At 49.5% G+C, this 16,681-nt stretch carries 16 protein-coding genes; 5 read left to right on the forward strand and 11 right to left on the reverse strand.

The genetic code is table 11. The features are described 5' to 3' along the window. The first annotated feature begins 15 nt into the window (after positions 1-15). The 3 genes from G9C99_RS08125 to G9C99_RS08135 all read left to right on the forward strand — a co-directional run bounded on the left by G9C99_RS08125 (position 16) and on the right by G9C99_RS08135 (position 3,225). Positions 16-1,350 (forward strand): aminotransferase-like domain-containing protein, encoded by a 1,335-nt coding sequence (locus G9C99_RS08125; RefSeq protein ID WP_166416939.1) that lies wholly within the window; start codon positions 16-18, stop codon positions 1,348-1,350. 238 nt (positions 1,351-1,588) lie between these two features. Further along, positions 1,589-2,785 (forward strand): multidrug effflux MFS transporter, encoded by a 1,197-nt coding sequence (locus tag G9C99_RS08130; RefSeq protein ID WP_166416940.1) that lies wholly within the window; start codon positions 1,589-1,591, stop codon positions 2,783-2,785. Next, positions 2,782-3,225: an NUDIX hydrolase gene (locus G9C99_RS08135; RefSeq protein ID WP_166416941.1), complete on the forward strand. Its 444-nt coding sequence runs from the start codon at positions 2,782-2,784 to the stop codon at positions 3,223-3,225. Before G9C99_RS08130 ends, G9C99_RS08135 begins: the two co-directional genes overlap by 4 nt. 73 nt (positions 3,226-3,298) lie before the next feature. On the opposite strand, the gene G9C99_RS08140 is transcribed toward G9C99_RS08135, so the two are convergent. The 3 genes from G9C99_RS08140 to G9C99_RS08150 are packed head-to-tail and all read right to left on the reverse strand — an operon-like array spanning position 3,299 to position 5,777. After that, positions 3,299-4,123: a 3-methyl-2-oxobutanoate hydroxymethyltransferase gene (locus G9C99_RS08140; RefSeq protein WP_166416942.1), complete on the reverse strand. Its 825-nt coding sequence runs from the start codon at positions 4,121-4,123 to the stop codon at positions 3,299-3,301. 11 nt (positions 4,124-4,134) lie between these two features. Beyond that, entirely contained in the window at positions 4,135-5,136 is a 1,002-nt protein-coding gene (locus tag G9C99_RS08145) for a sterol desaturase family protein (RefSeq protein ID WP_166416943.1), read from the reverse strand. Positions 5,137-5,153: 17 nt separating this feature from the next. Further along, positions 5,154-5,777, reverse strand: a complete 624-nt coding sequence (locus G9C99_RS08150) for an HD domain-containing protein (protein WP_166416944.1) — start codon at positions 5,775-5,777, stop codon at positions 5,154-5,156. Between the two features lie 107 nt (positions 5,778-5,884). Between G9C99_RS08150 and G9C99_RS08155 the strand changes: the two genes are divergently transcribed. Beyond that, complete coding sequence (locus tag G9C99_RS08155; protein ID WP_166416945.1) at positions 5,885-6,799, forward strand: LysR family transcriptional regulator; 915 nt, start codon at positions 5,885-5,887, stop codon at positions 6,797-6,799. Between the two features lie 210 nt (positions 6,800-7,009). Here the strand turns inward: G9C99_RS08155 and G9C99_RS18695 are convergent, their stop codons facing one another. Further along, complete coding sequence (locus G9C99_RS18695) at positions 7,010-7,327, reverse strand: hypothetical protein (protein WP_166416946.1); 318 nt, start codon at positions 7,325-7,327, stop codon at positions 7,010-7,012. Positions 7,328-7,447: 120 nt separating this feature from the next. Between G9C99_RS18695 and G9C99_RS08165 the strand changes: the two genes are divergently transcribed. Then, a complete protein-coding gene (locus G9C99_RS08165; protein ID WP_166416947.1) occupies positions 7,448-8,575 on the forward strand; it encodes a GIY-YIG nuclease family protein in 1,128 nt (375 codons plus the stop codon). 137 nt (positions 8,576-8,712) lie between these two features. On the opposite strand, the gene G9C99_RS08170 is transcribed toward G9C99_RS08165, so the two are convergent. From G9C99_RS08170 to G9C99_RS08200, 7 genes are all read right to left on the reverse strand, one after another. Continuing rightward, entirely contained in the window at positions 8,713-11,661 is a 2,949-nt protein-coding gene (locus tag G9C99_RS08170) for an AAA domain-containing protein (protein ID WP_166416948.1), read from the reverse strand. A 94-nt stretch (positions 11,662-11,755) separates the two neighbouring features. Then, on the reverse strand, positions 11,756-12,148 hold the full coding sequence (locus G9C99_RS08175) for a hypothetical protein (RefSeq protein ID WP_166416949.1): 393 nt from the start codon (positions 12,146-12,148) through the stop codon (positions 11,756-11,758). Positions 12,149-12,571: 423 nt separating this feature from the next. Next, complete coding sequence (locus tag G9C99_RS08180; protein ID WP_166416950.1) at positions 12,572-13,051, reverse strand: Panacea domain-containing protein; 480 nt, start codon at positions 13,049-13,051, stop codon at positions 12,572-12,574. Continuing rightward, positions 13,051-13,815 carry a hypothetical protein gene (locus tag G9C99_RS08185; protein WP_166416951.1) on the reverse strand — a complete coding sequence of 255 codons (765 nt, stop codon included), beginning with the start codon at positions 13,813-13,815 and terminating at the stop codon, positions 13,051-13,053. The genes G9C99_RS08180 and G9C99_RS08185 overlap by 1 nt, the downstream gene beginning before the upstream one ends. Positions 13,816-14,152: 337 nt before the next feature. Next, on the reverse strand, positions 14,153-14,518 hold the full coding sequence (locus G9C99_RS08190) for an antitoxin Xre/MbcA/ParS toxin-binding domain-containing protein (protein WP_166416952.1): 366 nt from the start codon (positions 14,516-14,518) through the stop codon (positions 14,153-14,155). Positions 14,519-14,546: 28 nt separating this feature from the next. Further along, positions 14,547-15,437: a metallophosphoesterase gene (locus G9C99_RS08195; RefSeq protein WP_166416953.1), complete on the reverse strand. Its 891-nt coding sequence runs from the start codon at positions 15,435-15,437 to the stop codon at positions 14,547-14,549. A gap of 9 nt (positions 15,438-15,446) precedes the next feature. Next, complete coding sequence (locus G9C99_RS08200; RefSeq protein ID WP_166416954.1) at positions 15,447-16,547, reverse strand: AAA family ATPase; 1,101 nt, start codon at positions 16,545-16,547, stop codon at positions 15,447-15,449. Positions 16,548-16,681 lie beyond the last annotated feature (134 nt).

Genomic DNA, 16,681 nt, shown 5'->3' on the forward strand with positions numbered 1-16,681 from the left:
AATGACAGTATCCAGATGAAAAAACAAAAGCACGCACGCCTAACAGATATACTCACGCGAGCCATAAAATCTGGGAAACTCGCCCCTGGATCAAGACTGCCAACACATCGTGCCTTTGCCGAAAAATCAGGGGTTGCACTAGCAACTGCGACCCGCGTTTACAAAGAGCTGGAACAGCGTGGCTTAATTACTGGTGAGGCCGGCCGTGGCACTTTCGTACGCGACCCCGGACAACCCGCAACTCTTGGGGTTCACCAATCAGACACAGAAGGCGTAACCGATCTAGTCTTTAACATGCCCAGTGGGATAAATGATGCAGACATGCTTCGCTCAGGCTTACGGCAATTGGCCTTATCCGGAGACCTCGATGCAATTCTGCGCTATCAGCCTCATGGTGGACGCCTGCACGAACGACGGACTTTTGCAAAATACCTGCGCCCATTACTAGGTCATATTGATCCCGAACAACTCTTAATTACGTCGGGTGGCCAACACGGATTGGCTATGATTTGTTTAGGGTTGTTTGACTATGGCGACGCGATCGCCGTCGACACCCTCACCTATCCCGGTTTCAAGTCTGCAGCTGCATTGCGTGGCATCAAACTCATACCCATAGAAAGCAAAAATGGTGTTATGGACCCGGAGGATCTGGGGCGGAAATGTCAAAAAAACGATATTCGTGCGGTTTATCTGATGCCAACAGTGCAGAGCCCCTTGGGAAGCGTTATGGACTTAGAAACACGTAGGAAAATTCTAACGATCGCAGAACAACATAATCTGACCATTATAGAAGATGCGGTTTATGCATTCTTAGAAGAAAATCCACCTGCAAGCTTCCTCTCTCTAACCCCAGAACGAACGGTCTATGTCAGCGGGTTTGCCAAAACGCTCGCGACGGGATTGAGATTAGGATATGTCATCGCACCTCCCGATAAAATCCAACCGTTGCAAGAAGCTATTCGCGCGACAACTTGGAATGCGCCCGCGCTTATTTCGGGTTTGGTTGCCAATTGGATCAAGGATGGATCCTTAGCCAAATCAGAAGCTGACCGCAGAAAGGACGGCGCCCAGCGCCAAGAAATTTGCAGAAATATTTTTGGGCAGATGCCAGTTGTTTCACATGACAAAGCAGGCTTTGCTTGGGTTCCGCTGGAAAACGGACAGCGCGCCCACCCCATAGTCACCTACTTACAAGGGCAAAATATTTCGATTTCCGGAGCAGAGGCGTTCTCGACAACGATCGCGACGCCGCAGGCTCTTAGGCTTGCCTTTGGCGGAATACCTCTGGATGAACTCCCTACACTCTTATGCAAGGTTCGAGAGGCTATTCATGCGGTCGGCCCCCAGTAGCCCGTGCAACGTCATTCACACGAAAGTGCCACTTGGTAGATAACCTAAGAATGGTGCATCTCTATATTGTGCGTAAAATATTTTCTGTCTAAGCTTCTCTCAACAGGAGAAAATTATGAAACCTAATACTGTCGTCGTCGTACGCATGTGGTGCGTGGTCCAATAACAGGTACCATAACTGTTATCATGCGCCTCCGAACATTTTCGGAGGCTTTTTTATTTTCTGAAAGAACTGTTGATGAGTAAACTAAAAACGCCCCCTCACTTAATCACCCTCATTTTGTTGACTGGATTTTCTCCGTTATCGCTCAACATGTTTTTGCCATCACTTGCCAATATCGCCGTTGATTTCGGCGCCAATTATAAAACAGCAAGTATAGCCGTTTCCGGATATCTCGCTCTTACAGCTGTTGTACAAATTATTATTGGACCGCTCTCAGATAAAATTGGTCGGCGGCCTGTTCTGCTATCGGCAGTCTTGATATTCGCAATCGCATCGATAGGCTGCGTGTTGGCGCAGGACATCACGACGTTTCTCATTTTTCGTATGCTACAGGGGGGAATGGTCGCTGGGTATACCTTATCTATGGCAATTGTCAGGGATACACATTCTGAGCGAGAAGCTGTTAGTCTGATCGGCTACATTGGTATGTCGATGGCTATCGCCCCCATGGTGGGACCTATGTTCGGCGGATTACTAGATACCTTCTTTGGTTGGCGCTCCATCTTTATCTTTTATGCGATGTCTGGGGCTGTTTTGTTTTTCCTATGCTGGGTTGACTTGGGGGAAACGCAGGACACCACGCCATCGCAGTCAACGCCCCAGGCTTCGAAAATAGGTGTACTTCTTCGGGACCCACAATTTTGGGCTTTTTCACTCTGCGGGGCAAGTTCTGTCGGGGCGTTTTATATTTTTTTAACAGGTGCCCCGCTCGTGGCCCTATCAGAATTTGGTGTCACAACGGCGGAGTTAGGCATATACATCGGCACTATCACTCTGGGTTTCATGGCAGGTGGTTTTCTTACCGGACGGTTTGGTTCCAAATTTGAATTAACGACTATGATGTTAATCGGACGCATTGTTGCGTGTCTCGGCCTTTTGGTGGGATCACTGCTTATTTTTCAAGGGTTTCAATCGCCTCAGTTTTTCTTCGCCAGCACCATTTTCGTTGGGCTGGGAAATGGCCTTACCATGCCAGGCAGCAACACTGGCGCAATGTCAGTTAGACCCAACCTTGCAGGAAGCGCGGCTGGGCTGAACGGCGCTCTGATCGTCGCAGGAGGGGCTGCTTTAACAACGTTAACCGGGATAATAATGCCAGAAGAAAACGGTAGCCAAACATTGCTTATGCTTATGCTCGGGGCTTCTGGAATGGGCCTATGCTTTGCTGTCTGGGCGGTTTATCTCACGAAACAAAGAAGTTTGGCATCATGAAACAGCACCCAAAACTCGCCGCTCTTGCTGTGGTCCTGGAAAAAGGAAAGCTGCTATTGGTTCGTCGGAAAAACGAGCCCGACGCTGGGCTATGGGGATATCCCGGCGGTCACGTAGACTTAGGGGAGACTGCTTTGGCGGCTGCGGTGCGTGAACTACGCGAAGAAACAACAATCATCGCAACTCCGATAACTTATCTGACAAATGTAGATGTCATCATTTCAAACGAAACGGGCCGTGTTGATCATCACTTTCTCTTGGCTGCAGTTTTGTGTAAATTTCAATCAGGAACGCCTACTGCACAAGACGATGTAGCTGAGGCTGAATGGTTCGATTTTAACACCGTATTGAATGCTGAACTTCCTATGAGCAAGAATGTTGACACTGTCCTGCAGATCGCACTTCAACATATGAGAAACGGTGCATCCAGCAATAAATAAAATGGGTTGCCCAAGCCCGAGTGACCCCGCGCTTGACCCAACCCATTTTTCCTTATCCTAACAAACGGGCGCGTTACGTTTTATCAAGCGCCTCTTTCAGCTGCTCCAATTCACCATCGCGCATTGTGATAGCTTGCTCCTGATACGGGAACGCATTCTTGTGCACTTCAGCAGTGAATTCCTGTAGTGCCGCAACACGTTCCGCGTACATTTCGCGATGCAATTTACCAAGATTGCGAAACGCATGTGCGTGACGTGGAGCGTTCTCATCTTCACCGCAAATATCCGCCATAAACAGAAAGATAACGTCCCCCGCGTTCCCGGATCCCAAAGATATCGTCACAATTGAGGTCTTATCGTTCAGAAGGTTCAAAGTCTCTTCTGCAACGCATTCTATCTCACAGGCGAAGGCACCCGCATCTTCGTAACGTTTGAATGTACGATATAGCTCCATCGCTTCGTCGGCAGTTCGACCTACAGCCTTCAATCCACCTTTCCAGTGACTAAAAGTAGGCACAAGCCCCATGTGAACTTGAACAGGAATGCCTTCGCGCGCGAGCATCTCCACAACGGGCAATGATCGATTGGTAAAATACATGTCTGCTCCGGCTTCCATTTGCCCCATCGCATGCCGGAGAATTTCATCATGAGTTACAAACTGCCCCCACCCCATCGCACTTCCTACGAAATGTGTCGGGGCGAGCTCACGCGCAAGTTCGATATCGCGATCCCACACTGTCAGTGTATCAATTCCGGCTTCGACACAGGCCCGGATTTCACCTTCATTTGCGGGGTTGCACATCGTCAAACGTCTGCCTGACCCTTTGAGGTCTTGCAAATCTTTCACCGTATAGTTGCGCATACCGGGCTTTCGACCAAACGTATAAATGTTCTTCATCAGGATTGTCCCTATTTGCTCGACCAGATTTTGCGACGACGCTCTTTGACAATCTCGTTGCCTTCAGTCGAACCATCGTGAAATGTACCTAACCAAGTGTCCCAAGGTGTTTCATACGTTCCGTAATTACAGTCGAAGAAACGGTGATGCAGCTGATGGAAAAAATCGCCAACTTCGACGCCCCCGACCTTGCCGATTTTCAGTTTTTCAAACCCGGTATGAGATGTCGGTGCACCAACACCGTGATGGAATAGTAGAAAAATAACGTGGATAGGATGGCCCGGCACCAACAGGAACATCAAAGTATCCGTCATCAGGATGAAGCTTTCGACAGGATGCATAGCCAGACCCGACCATGGGCCAGTGTTGATATTACGGTGATGCCACGAATGCACATGACGGTACATAAACCCAATGTGTAAGATCCGGTGATGCATATAAAAATACAGACCTGCCCAGATCGGGATGATTATGATCAACGCCACAAACCAAATTGGATTGCTTTCAAATGTGATCATCGTCGCCCAACCATTGGCGTAAGCGTACCACATAAAGCATTCCCAGAACGTCCAGAACTGCATGGCTACAAATGACCACAGCATGTTGTCCCAAACCTGGTTTTTAAACGTAAAGACCTTCGCGCCTTTCATCATCGGGCGCATGTCATAACGCATCTCATCGCCCTGCACACCGAACGTCCACAATAATAGATGCAGGCCTCCGGCAACACTAAACAAGATAATGAAATTGCGGATCCAAACTTCAGAAACCCAATCAAAAGCGATGGTTTCTGCGCGACTCAACTCAGGTGTAAAAAACATCCAAGTGATAATTGCCCCGATTAGGAACAGACAGCGCATGCCAACGGGATTCCAGCTGCGTAACAAATAAAGAATTGAGGCCAGCGGCTTCAGCGGCCAATCCCAATACGGGGCGACTTGAATCGGCAAAGATGGTGTAAAGTTCCAGATACGGCGCGGCGTACGCGCTGGCGTTTCAGACTGATCTGTCATGATTTTTCCAATCGTTCTTACATGGCCGCACGCGTGGCAGCAACTTCAGGCATAACCAATGGTTGGTCCGGCGCCTGCATGACGTCGGGGTCATAAGGGGGGCGTGCAAAAACCTCGCGCACCATCGGCGCAAAAAATGAAAGAGGAAGCGTTGGATACTCAGGATCAAAGCTAGCTTGATCCCAGCGCTCGCAAAATTGCGCGCAATCATCGAAGTACTTCGCACCACGATGACGTTCCCGCTTATCTTTATCAAAACCCTCTAGATGATGACCGTAGTACAGCATCTGAAAGTCACCATGTGTTTCAATACACCAGCGACATTGCTCACGCACAAAAGGTTTCAAAATCGTCGCAGCATATTCGTCGTGATTATAAGGGGCAAAAATATCACCTATATCATGCAGCAATGCTGACACGACCCAATCGATATCCGCACCATCATGCCACGCTCGGGTCGCAGATTGCACTGAATGCCCAAGGCGCGTAATTTGATATCCTGAGAGGCTCTCATCTAAGTGCTCTAAAGCATGTAGCAACCGATCGGCCGTCCCTTTCGTGTACTCGATTTCATGTGCTGTCAGGAATTCGTATTCTTCCTTAGTGCCATCTTTCATTTGGGTGAAGTTCACTCGTTCCATATCACGCCTCCATAGATTTCTTTTAACAGTGCCTGACACATCGCTTTACGACGACGGCTAAAAGTGGAATAATAGAATAACTATTTGTTATACTGAACGTGGTGAAAATGCGGCGTAATCTCCCCCCTTTAAATGCCCTATTCGCTTTTGAAGCCGCAGCACGGCATGGCAGCTTTACCCGCGCAGCCGAAGAATTATCCGTCGCTCAACCTGCGATTACCCGTCATATTGCAAAGTTAGAGAATTGGTTTGGCCATACGTTATTTACACGTCGCGGCAGCACCATTGAGTTAACAACCGAGGGCCATATTTTAGCGGGGCTTTCTACAACAGTGTTTGACCGGCTAGAGTTGGGTATTCGCGATGTTTTACCCAGCAATGATCATGAAATTCTGATTGGCGCCTCCTTCGGGGTCGCGCACCTATGGCTCATGCCGAGGATCAGCGGCATGCGGTTGGCAGCCAATGCCACAGTGAATTTCTTAACATCAGATGATTACCGCAGCTTTGACGACCCATCTGTCGATTGCTCTATTCGATTTGGGAATGGTGACCTTGGTTCATACAACAACGATCTTCTTTTTCGCGAACATTGCCAAATTATAGCGAGCCCAACTTTTTTGGAAATGCATCCAGAGTTTGATCCCAACGATCCCCTACAAACGATCGATCCAAAACACCTGTTTGACCACGGTGATCCACGAGCCAACGGCTGGATGACATGGGAACGCTATCTTCAACATATTGGCAAACCCACCTCAGGCGCAGAACGTTTCACAAAAGTGCTTAGCTTCCCGACCATGCTCGATATGGTTGCTGCTGGTGAAGGCGTCACAATCGGTTATCGAGGCTTAGATGATCACCTTATCGAAGCGGACCAGCTTGTCCGAATTGGAACACAAGTCGAACGCGACGGGCATGGATACTACCTTGTCTACAGAAATGAAGTAAAATCCAAACGTCCTTTTCGGCGACTTCGTGATTACCTTTTACAGAGCAAGTTAGGGCATCTTACCACTTAATCTCGATGGTATTTGTATTTTTCCAAAGCGAAACGATACATTCAAAACCAGCAAGATGGCTGAGTTTACCAGCGATGAAGCAACCATTCGACTGAGCGCAAATTGCGAGTTTTTGCATTTCAACACAGCTTTCTTCCGCGCATATCCGTAAATCGTTTTTATGGTTCACTCCACAGCATTGATTTGATCAAAAACAAGAGAAGGCCCGCATTATATTGGCAGGCCTGCGCTGTGAAGAGAACAACACCGTTCTATGCCACCGCGCAGGCATCGCTGAGAGTCTTTACTACAGCTGGTCGAAAGAGTTTTGGGGGCTGGCACCTTAGGCCGAGGCAACTCTCTGAGGGCTTCTACGACGAGTTCGGTGCCGCCAGAAGTGATCTGGTATCCAATGTCACCGGCCTGCCTCCGTTCGTCCTCCGTCAAGGAGCTGATGCCAACACTGCCCCCGCGATCTACCAAAAGACCAAGAAGTTCACAGAAATAGGCGGCTGCATTGCATTCAAGCGTATCAATCCAACGGGTCACCGGCGCTCCCATCGATCGCGCCTCAATATAATTTGAAAGCCCAGATGGCGTAGAGACGTTTGCATTCTCAGCGGCGCACAAGATGTCCCATCTTTGCTCAAGGCACCGTTTGGTGAAATCATGAACCGAACCCGCATAGCCAACACGCTCAAAACTCTTGAGAAGCACCCCGTGCTGCGGACATTGGCGCATAAACGGGATGTGCCAGGTCGCTTGGGAACCATTTGGGATAAGTTGAAGAAAGACCCGCCCCAGGACATGCTGGAGGCGGACAGGCTGGGGCTATTGACTGCCCCCGAACCTGAACAAGCAAACTGGCGAGACGAACCTGCGGAAAATATCATCCCAGACAGCCTGGAAGATATCTTCGCTGATGATGATCTCAAGGTACCTGCAGAATTCTCAGATCTCCGCCATGTCACACCATCTGCGGACAGGCATCAGTCAGAACATCGCGCGGAGTTTTTTCCTTGCCCTGATTTCGAGCAATTCGAAGCGAAATTCATACAGATTCAAGCCGCTCTCGAAGCGGGTGAGCGGAAAACAAAGGTTGTCGAAAAATGGGCCATTATTGAGCCTGTTGCTGGAGATGTATTCATCCGAAATGGATTGTTGTGCCTTGTGGTTGAGCGGATGCGTAAATCCTCAGGCCGGCTTTCTCAGGAAGACCGCCTGCGCATCGTCCTGTCCAATGGAACAGAAAGCGACCCTATGGTCTCTTCATTTCGCAAAGCATTGAACGATGACAAAACCGCCCGTTCTGTTCAGAAAGTCGGCCTGGGTCCACTTGACCCGGAATGGGAGGCTGACCAGTTGGCCATCACCGGAACCATATATGTTGCCCAATCAATGTCTGAAGATCCCAACATTAAACCGCACCGTGATATTTTATACAAAATCGGGGTTACAAGCCAAAATGTGAAGCGGCGCGTTGCTGATGCAAAAAATGACCCCACTTTCCTTTTGGCTCCGGTGAAGGTGGTCGCGACCTACCAACTTGGAAACCTTCCCCGCGAAAAAGTAGAAAACCTGTTGCATCGTTTTTTTGAGGCAGCACGTCCGGCAGAGTTATTTGTATTGGACCGTTTTGGTGAAAAAGTTCATCCAAAGGAATGGTTCTTCATCTTACCAGAACATGTAAGTCGCGCGGCTGCATTAATACAAAGTGGTCGCCTGCACGAGTATCAGTATGATCCAATCCATCAAAAAATATCACGCAAAGATGGTTTCGCAAATGGGCGCGTTTGAACCAATTCGACAATGACCATTCTAACGAAAGTGGGAAGTTATAAAGGTCATTGTTGAGTTACTGGAAGCGCGGCGCCCCACGCAAATACAACCCAACATCATTGTATATGATTGGTGCTCCTGAATATCCCCTACCGTTAGCGCGCTTCTCGCACACCCAAGCTTTGCTTGATAACATCAATCTCGTCTTGAAGATGTGAACCCTTGTATAGAATGGATGTTTCATGACGCGCATATTGGCCTTTTCGATCAGCACTCAACCAATTGTAAGATCCGATGCAAAGGCGATTGGCATCAACAATAACAATCTTGCTATGCAGTTGGCGCACCTCGTGAACTTGGACTCCTACATCTTGCAGCGCAGATTTGGCTGCCTCCAACTGTGTTAGGCCGTCAGAATATTTTAACTGGTTCAACAGAGGATCTGCAAACACATCAATTCTTGCTCCCCGCGCCACAGCGCTCTGGAAAGCATTCAGCAATCCAGAACGTCTCATTGTTGAAGCAATGATCCATGGGCTGACGATGGTTATTTTGTGAGCTGTGGACAGAGCATCTTTCAGGAACCGATCATGTTCCTCTGCGTCTCTCAATGTCGAAAGCGGGTGACTTCGTTTCTCGAGGTCAGCACGTGGCTGCGTAGCAAACTCAAGTGCTCCGTTGCCTTGAGAGAACAAACACTCAGCCAAGACCGACCTAGGAGTACCTTTCCCAGCCGACGAAAATACGTCCATGTCACCAAACACCAAAAAACTGTCTTTTGCACGTGATACCGCCACATTCAGCCTACTTGGGGACATGTCGATGAATTTTCCGTCAGCATGTTTGGAATAGACCGGCGAGAATAATATGACTGGTCGTTCAGCGCCCTGAAGTGAATCAACCGTCCCAATGACCATCTTCGCGTCAATACCCCGGTCAGCACATGCACGCTTAATTTCTTGGACCTGTCGCCCAAAGGGTGTTATGATACCGACGATATTTCCCAATTTCTGGCTGTATTGACTTTCAAGACGCTGCCGATTTTCCGCAAGCCAGTCTGCAATTGTTGCAGCCTCGGTCGCGTTTGCATGACTACCGCCATAGCTTCGAGACATACCATCGATATGTAGGTAACCCATCGATGGTAAAATATGGCCCTCGGGAGCGCTACCTCTCATAGGTTTGAGCGATCCCTTGTAGCAGAGCTTGTTGCTGAAATTGATGATCTCATCATAGCAACGTCGATGCTCAAACAAGTAAAGACCTCGCTCCAATTCTGGGTAGGGTTCGTAGGCGCAAGCTTGCTGGGCGAGCCGCATTACACTTCCGCCAACACTGCGCATACCGGTAGCTGACAGAGCCGTAAGATCTTCATCTGCAAATGTCTCCTGTAGAAAGTCAGCACCTTGCAGGTTGCCAATATCAACAGCTTTGGTCACCGATGAGATTGGCTCAATCTGTTGGGTATCACCAATAACCAGGGCGCGTTTCGCTAAGGCAAAAGAGGCTGCCGCAACCTCTGGCAAAACCTGTCCAGCTTCATCAACAATTAGCAAATCTATGAAGTTGTAGAAATAATCCCAATTAAAGCCACCGGCAGACCCATGCTTGAACTGCATCTTTCCAGGCAAGCTTGCAAAGGTAGCCACAGCGCAAGGCGTGAGCATCATGCGGCGGTGCCAGCGCGGTTCAATAGTTTTTCTCCCCCAACCTCCTTTATTGTCTTCGTTTTGCTTATGAGACTTAACGATCTTGTCTAAGTCTTGTTCCATTTCCAGAAGCCATCGCCCTTCCCAATAATGGCAAGCAAGTTGGAAAAGGTGAAAACGTGTGTGACAATCAGAAAACTTGTCGACATCCAGCGCATCGACCACAGAAGCGGATGGCGCTTCCAATTTCCCTGTGGCGCGTCCCCATTCTCGTTGCGCTTGCTTCAGATCTTCCAACGCAGATCGGGCCAGCTCATACTTGGTTTCAGAGGATTGAGCAGCCTTGTGTGCATCTCGAACCGCATTTTGCAGATCAAATCCAATGCGTTCAATCGAACCGCTTTCCGAGAAAATTAGCGTGCAGCCAATGCTTTCAAGTGCGACACGCCCTTTCATCATTCTTTTTCGAGCTACAGATGGCAAGAAGCTGAACAACGCCAAAAAGACAGATTCATCAGCCTGATGTTTAGCCCAGCCAGCTTCCCAAGCTTTGTAACGCACAAGCTCTGCTGCATCATCTTGCTTATTTCTTTCGAGCTGTTGCAAGGTCGATTCAACATCATCGCCCAACAGGTTGGCAACATTGGATGTCGCACTGTTAAGCCATGTCCGCGCCTTATCTGCATCGGACAACTTAGCAACCTCTTCAGTAATCCGCTTGTGCAAGAAAGATACGACCCCCTGCACATCTGGGCTTTTGAGGTTAGGGAATGCTGTTTTCCCTGCCTCCATAAAAGCGCCTTTTGCACGTGGAACATACTCGTGGCTTTCTAATTCAACGAAGAACCGCTCAGTTTGATATTGACCAGCTGCATCGGCCTCTTTTGATTTTGCGGGAAGATACAAACCATAGCTTTTGATGTCAGGCAGCCACCGGCCTGCAAATGGCCCGCTGCCTTCGGAGAAGTCTTTGCCAAATGCGTCGATGATGTTTGTCACGGCCTGATTATTGGTAGAAGCTGCGACAATCACGGGTGGCGTACTTTCATCCAGCGCGGCCCGAACCCAAGCGTCAGCAATGGCCGACAAAAGCATAGTCGTCTTACCAGTTCCTGGCGGGCCATTGACAGCGAGCACATCACCGGATTTTCCGGTTGAGAGATATGACAGAACCTGACGCTGCTGATCAGCTAGCGGAAATTCATCACTGGCATGTCCCAGTCGATTTATGAAGTCCGCTTCCGTTTTAAGAGAAAGTTCCTTTGTCGGAGATGGCGACCCAGCCAGATTTTCCAAGAGAGGCATATTGGTGTTTTCACCAAGAAGCGCATCGTAGAGTTTAATAACCTGTGCGATAGCTCCGCCAGGCTTGTCAGCGACCTTCAGCAATCCCACCCCAGCAGAGATATAATTCCCATCGTCAACTGGCCATCCTGGCGACACAGAATCGAGCATAGCTCGACAGTGCTTTAGGTATTGCTCCCAAACGGGGGAGTGTTCATCGGGTAAAAAGGGCGATGCTGAAAGAAAGGCATCAAAATCCTCAATCTTACCAAGCGAAAACGTCGTTGGGGAGTGGTTTCAGCACATCTCTCGCAATAACATTTCGAGATGGACGAATGATGCCATCTCTGTCGATCGTCGCCTCGGTGACCACGGGTGCAACGATCTCTGGGAAACCATTGAAAATAGTTGTGCCATGGGAAGAAATTCGGGTCGTGACCATCGGCCAGATTTGCACGGCCATCACCTTAGTGTCCGGCTTTTGATTTTCAAAAACTTTGCGGATTTGGCTCTTAGGTAGCGTACCATCGCGTAACGTCTCTTTCGACAACTCGATGAGTTTCTTCCGATCCTTCTGGCTGAAGCAACCTTGCCCCAATGCACTGTCTGCCAACGAAGTACGCCAGTAATTTAAAGCCCCAAGGAACCTACTATTCATCGCAATCTGCCAACTTTTGAGCCTGTACGCACTTTATTATCCAGTGCGTCAATTATCTAATACACCTTAAGTGTAGCTTGCATTCCCGACAGGCCGCAACTCCTCCGACACCATGTTTCCGACGAAATATACTATTTGATCGCTTTAATTCCCCCACACATAAATTTATAAAAATGGTCGGATTGCAGTCATTCTCTGTACCTGCGACCAACCTTAAAATCAGAGCGAGAAACGAACGTTTAGATGAACCCGTGCAATCCCGATAAAGTCAAAAAATCCTCGTATTCCCGTCCGCATGGATAACGCGTTGCGCGGGTCTTTATCATAATGCTGCCGCGTAGCAACTAAGCGAACCTACGGCTTCGCCGAGTGACGCCTCGAGGGGAAGAAAGTGTGCGTGGCAGTATGGTGGAGGAGTAGGTATTAGGCGTCCCTTAACTTTCGATATTCTTTTGCATTTTTTTCGAGGTCCAAATAGCTGTACCTGTCAGAACTTGCTACTGGATGCGTGGAATACACCAATTTGATAAAATCATCCCAATACTTTTTGCTCGACACATCTATGATATGATCAATCGATTTTTTCTCCGAATTAGTGAGCTTAGGTTTGAAGCTATCATCCTTCATTCGAAAAATCGTTTTGAGTGACCCATACATGTTTTTTTCTGACCTAACTTCAAAAATCTCTGGGAATTCTTCAGCCTTTGTTTTGACATCCCAAACAAATGGGCCAAAATTATCGAAGTACCACTTGATGTCGGAAACTTGTCCCTTTGATCGCAGACAATTGCGCCAATCTGCTAGGTAAACCATCTTGGTTACCCGAGCATTTGAAAGTTCATGCTTCATATTACTGGGGTAATTTTGAAGAATATATGCGATAATATCTTTTAAGTTGGCCATCACAAACCCTCATCTTGCGCTGCACTCGGCGTGGGCAAATGGTCTTTCCAAACCGTAAGTAAGTGCGCGCAATCAGTAGCAGCAATAGTCAGCGCGCATTGTAGATCATTTTCATCAAACTCATTAGATTTGGTTGACTCTACCACAATCAAGGCGATTGGTCGATCATTCCTGTCAACCACTTTCTTTACGGCAATTAGCTTGGACGGCATGGTAAGTTGACTGAAGGTCCCTTTCGAAATTCCATACTCACTTTTTTGATACTCAGCATTGGCTTTGTCGTCGTCTGGAAATCCGTTATCAAAATGCCAGTCCTGCTCCCAAGCTTTGGCGAGACATCCTTCGTCGTCTGCGAAAAAGGTTCGTCCCTTTTTCTCCAGTTTGGTATTATAGGATTTCCTTACTAGGCAAAAGAAACGAGATTCTGCGGGTTCGTGAACGTATAAGCTTATGCGAGAAGCACCTGTTACAGAAACACCTGCGCGTTTTGCCTGCTCCCAAATGAAGCCATCCACACAAAAAACTACATGGTCTGTAATTGCTTCAATTTCAGCCTTTTGCTTATTTAATGCGGACTGCAAACTCAACCGTGAAGGAGATGTAACCGCCAAAAATAGGTTAACGCAAAACGCTGAAATGGCACAGGCAACAAATACCCAAAAAACCCAGTGCTGTTCGACTATGTCGATTAACCAAGATAAATCTGGATATTCTATACGTTGTTTTGAAAAATCAAAGGTAACAACAAAGCCACTGAAAGCCACTACACCACCTAATATTGGTGACAATAACCGAACTGAAAGATGCTCAGCTCTCTCAATAATGCTTGAATAAATGCCCTTCCAAACCGAGCGCGTAAAAATTCTCAATCTAAACTATGACCTCAACACAATCTCATTTGCCTGCGTCGCACGACTCTATTGCGGTGTGTGATCTCGTCAAGTGGCTTCATTGCATTATTTGGGTTGTCGCTTAGTTTTACGGTAGTGCGCCCGCCCGACTGAGACAGCTTTGCACACAAGGCTGGCAGCTTGGACGGGCTGTACTGCAGTATCGAGTGTCTTAGCCAAGGTCCGCTTTGGGCCGAAGTTCGCTGAGTTATTACACCGCGAACCCTGCTCCTGCGCGGTGCAGCAAGGTTACCACCTCATCTGCGCGCGCTGGGTTTTTCAGTATGGTTTCCAGTGGAGAACGGTTATTTAGGAGCGGGTGCTTACGCAGGATAAAGCGCCTGGCTGCGTCTTTGTCTCCGCCGTAAAGAACGCTGGCGTTTTCCAGAATAAGTTCAATCGCCTCAAGACGGTCTACGATCTCAGGTTTATGTTGCGTGCCAGCTTTGTATTGGCTTTCAAAGCTGGCCTCCGAAACGATCGCAGCTATGGCATTGCAAAGGGCTTCGTCGGAAAAAATGTCCACCTTTCTGGTCTCCGATGTCATATCAGGATCCTGGTTTTCATCGTTGGTCATTTGCTTGCCCCCATAAGGTTTGGACCTGTCACGCATCAGCACGCTGACTTTTCCAGACGCTTTTTTCGCGCAGGTACGAGGGGCGCTGATCAATCACTTCATCCAGATAGCCGACGGAGATATTACGGATTTCAACCCCATGAACCTTCGCGCAAATCCTGCGGTGGGAATGGGCAAAGAACCAAACATCAGGGCGGTGCTGTTCGATCATGCTATCGAGGTCTGAGTGAAAGGCGGCGGAGAGTGTGTCGGTCTCTCCGGCAGCGGTCGGATGCGGGCCATGATGCGTTACGACCACGGTCTTGCCACCCTTTCCGATTGGATGGGGGCTGGCCAGGCTATCATCCAGCCAGCCACGATGATCCTGATGCACACGCAGTATTTCTCTCGGTTTCAAGCGGCGCTGTTGCCACATGATCGGGAGGTCTTCCCAGGCTACTCTGGGATCAACCGGTACTCCAATCCAATCATAATCCGCCATGCCCCGGTCAGCTTCACGCATGGCAATGGAGGCCTCGCCGGACAGATTAAAATCCGTCCACAATGTGCAGCAGAAGATCCGCGTGTCGCCATGCAGCAGCGCTTGTTTCTGCACAAAATGCGCACCGGCGTTCTCGGCTGCGTTCTTCAAAGCAGGATCGTCGCTCAGAAGCCCACCGTAATAATCGTGGTTTCCCGGCAGCGCATAAATCCGTTCCGGTTTGATAAATTTGGACAGATAGTGGAACACACGCGCCCAGTTCTTGGCCGGCCCGTTTGTCAGATCACCGGCGAGGATCAGGGCATCCGCGTTCCAGATAATATCCTGCAGCGCACACATATTGATCGGGCACAGGGCGAAGCGGCGGAAGCTGTCATAATGCAGGTCGCCAAGGACCACGATTTTACCGTTATGGTACGGAATTGTAAGGTAATTCATGATGTGGCCTCAGTTCAATGGTGGGCGGTTGGCAAGGGTCTGCGCGCGGTCCAGCATGCGACTGACGGTGCGCAGGCTCAGCTCGGAACTTCGGATCGCGCCACAGTCAAAAATATCCATCAGTGCCCCCAGCGCAGGGTCTGGCAGGTTGCGGCGTTTTCCTTCGATCTCTGCAAAGTCGCGCAGCTGATCCGGGGTCAAGCCATGCAGATCCAGCACAACACATCGGCTTTGCAGCGGCGATGGCAAACCGTTTCGACTGTTCGCCGTCATGACCCAATTCACCCAGGACATGTCAAACCTGATCTGGAAATACGGGCATTCCCAGGCCTGCGCCGTCATGCGTTCCAGCAGCGGCAACAGCGCATCTGTCAACGTGTGGCGGGATCCTTTTGTTGATGTCACCTCTCCTGCTTTTTCCACCTCATCGATGATCACAAGTGGCCCGGCGTGCTGCTCGGACAACACCGTCTGCACCAGCTTTCCTGGTGAAGCGCTGCCCCAGCCTTTCTGCGTTCCGACCAGGGCAAAGGATCCCGGCTCCCCCGTGGCTTCAAGCGTGGTGGTGGGCACCGCCAGATGGTGTGCCAGGCGCCGGGCCCAATGGCTTTTGCCGATGCCAGGCGGACCGACCAGAACCAGCGGATGGAACCGCAATCCCGGCAGGCCCTCCCGGGCCGATGCGCGCAGGCCATGCCAGACCTCTTCCGTCGCGCGCGCCATCCAGGGCATCTCGGAGTGCAGGGCAGCCGCGATCTCATCGGCCTCATGTTCCGTTTCAATCCGAGACACCGGCAAGCCACCGCGCAAAGGGGCCAATTTGGCTTTCGCATCAGAGTTCAGATGGGCCATGCCGGATTCGTTTCCCAGCAGCTCCAGATAGCGCAGGGCCCGGCGCTCAATCTTGAGCCGGTCAGGCTTTTCGATCAACTCGCGCCAGTTGGGGATTTTATGCGGATTGAGCTTCACGGCCGTCAGGTTGTTATCCTGCTTCAACGCCCGCAGTGTCCGCAGGAACATCTGCAGGCGATTTTCAATGACGTGAACGCTTGGGATCTCACCAATGAACCTGATGGGGCTGACGGGGATCAGAGTGGTGGAACGAGTCAAAACAGAATCCTTTCAAAACCAGGCAAGCCTGCCTGGCGCATGGCCACGACCCTGATGGGGGCGGCTGATGGGTATGAAAGGTTCCGGAACCTGTGGAACATTTAATGAGGACATCTTTGGTATCCGTCAATACC

Origin of the sequence: Cochlodiniinecator piscidefendens, from assembly GCF_011326755.1 — a bacterium.
Lineage (GTDB): Bacteria > Pseudomonadota > Alphaproteobacteria > Rhodobacterales > Rhodobacteraceae > Cochlodiniinecator > Cochlodiniinecator piscidefendens.

What these genes read in the sequence shown, in the direction of transcription:
- G9C99_RS08125 (WP_166416939.1), top strand. Translation starts at nt 16, where the DNA reads ATGAAAAAACAAAAGCACGCACGCCTAACAGATATACTCACGCGAGCC.
- G9C99_RS08130 (WP_166416940.1), top strand. Translation starts at nt 1,589, where the DNA reads ATGAGTAAACTAAAAACGCCCCCTCACTTAATCACCCTCATTTTGTTG.
- G9C99_RS08135 (WP_166416941.1), top strand. Translation starts at nt 2,782, where the DNA reads ATGAAACAGCACCCAAAACTCGCCGCTCTTGCTGTGGTCCTGGAAAAA.
- G9C99_RS08140 (WP_166416942.1), bottom strand. Translation starts at nt 4,123, where the DNA reads ATGAAGAACATTTATACGTTTGGTCGAAAGCCCGGTATGCGCAACTAT.
- G9C99_RS08145 (WP_166416943.1), bottom strand. Translation starts at nt 5,136, where the DNA reads ATGACAGATCAGTCTGAAACGCCAGCGCGTACGCCGCGCCGTATCTGG.
- G9C99_RS08150 (WP_166416944.1), bottom strand. Translation starts at nt 5,777, where the DNA reads ATGGAACGAGTGAACTTCACCCAAATGAAAGATGGCACTAAGGAAGAA.
- G9C99_RS08155 (WP_166416945.1), top strand. Translation starts at nt 5,885, where the DNA reads ATGCGGCGTAATCTCCCCCCTTTAAATGCCCTATTCGCTTTTGAAGCC.
- G9C99_RS08165 (WP_166416947.1), top strand. Translation starts at nt 7,448, where the DNA reads ATGAACCGAACCCGCATAGCCAACACGCTCAAAACTCTTGAGAAGCAC.
- G9C99_RS08170 (WP_166416948.1), bottom strand. Translation starts at nt 11,661, where the DNA reads ATGCTCGATTCTGTGTCGCCAGGATGGCCAGTTGACGATGGGAATTAT.
- G9C99_RS08175 (WP_166416949.1), bottom strand. Translation starts at nt 12,148, where the DNA reads ATGAATAGTAGGTTCCTTGGGGCTTTAAATTACTGGCGTACTTCGTTG.
- G9C99_RS08180 (WP_166416950.1), bottom strand. Translation starts at nt 13,051, where the DNA reads ATGGCCAACTTAAAAGATATTATCGCATATATTCTTCAAAATTACCCC.
- G9C99_RS08190 (WP_166416952.1), bottom strand. Translation starts at nt 14,518, where the DNA reads ATGACCAACGATGAAAACCAGGATCCTGATATGACATCGGAGACCAGA.
- G9C99_RS08195 (WP_166416953.1), bottom strand. Translation starts at nt 15,437, where the DNA reads ATGAATTACCTTACAATTCCGTACCATAACGGTAAAATCGTGGTCCTT.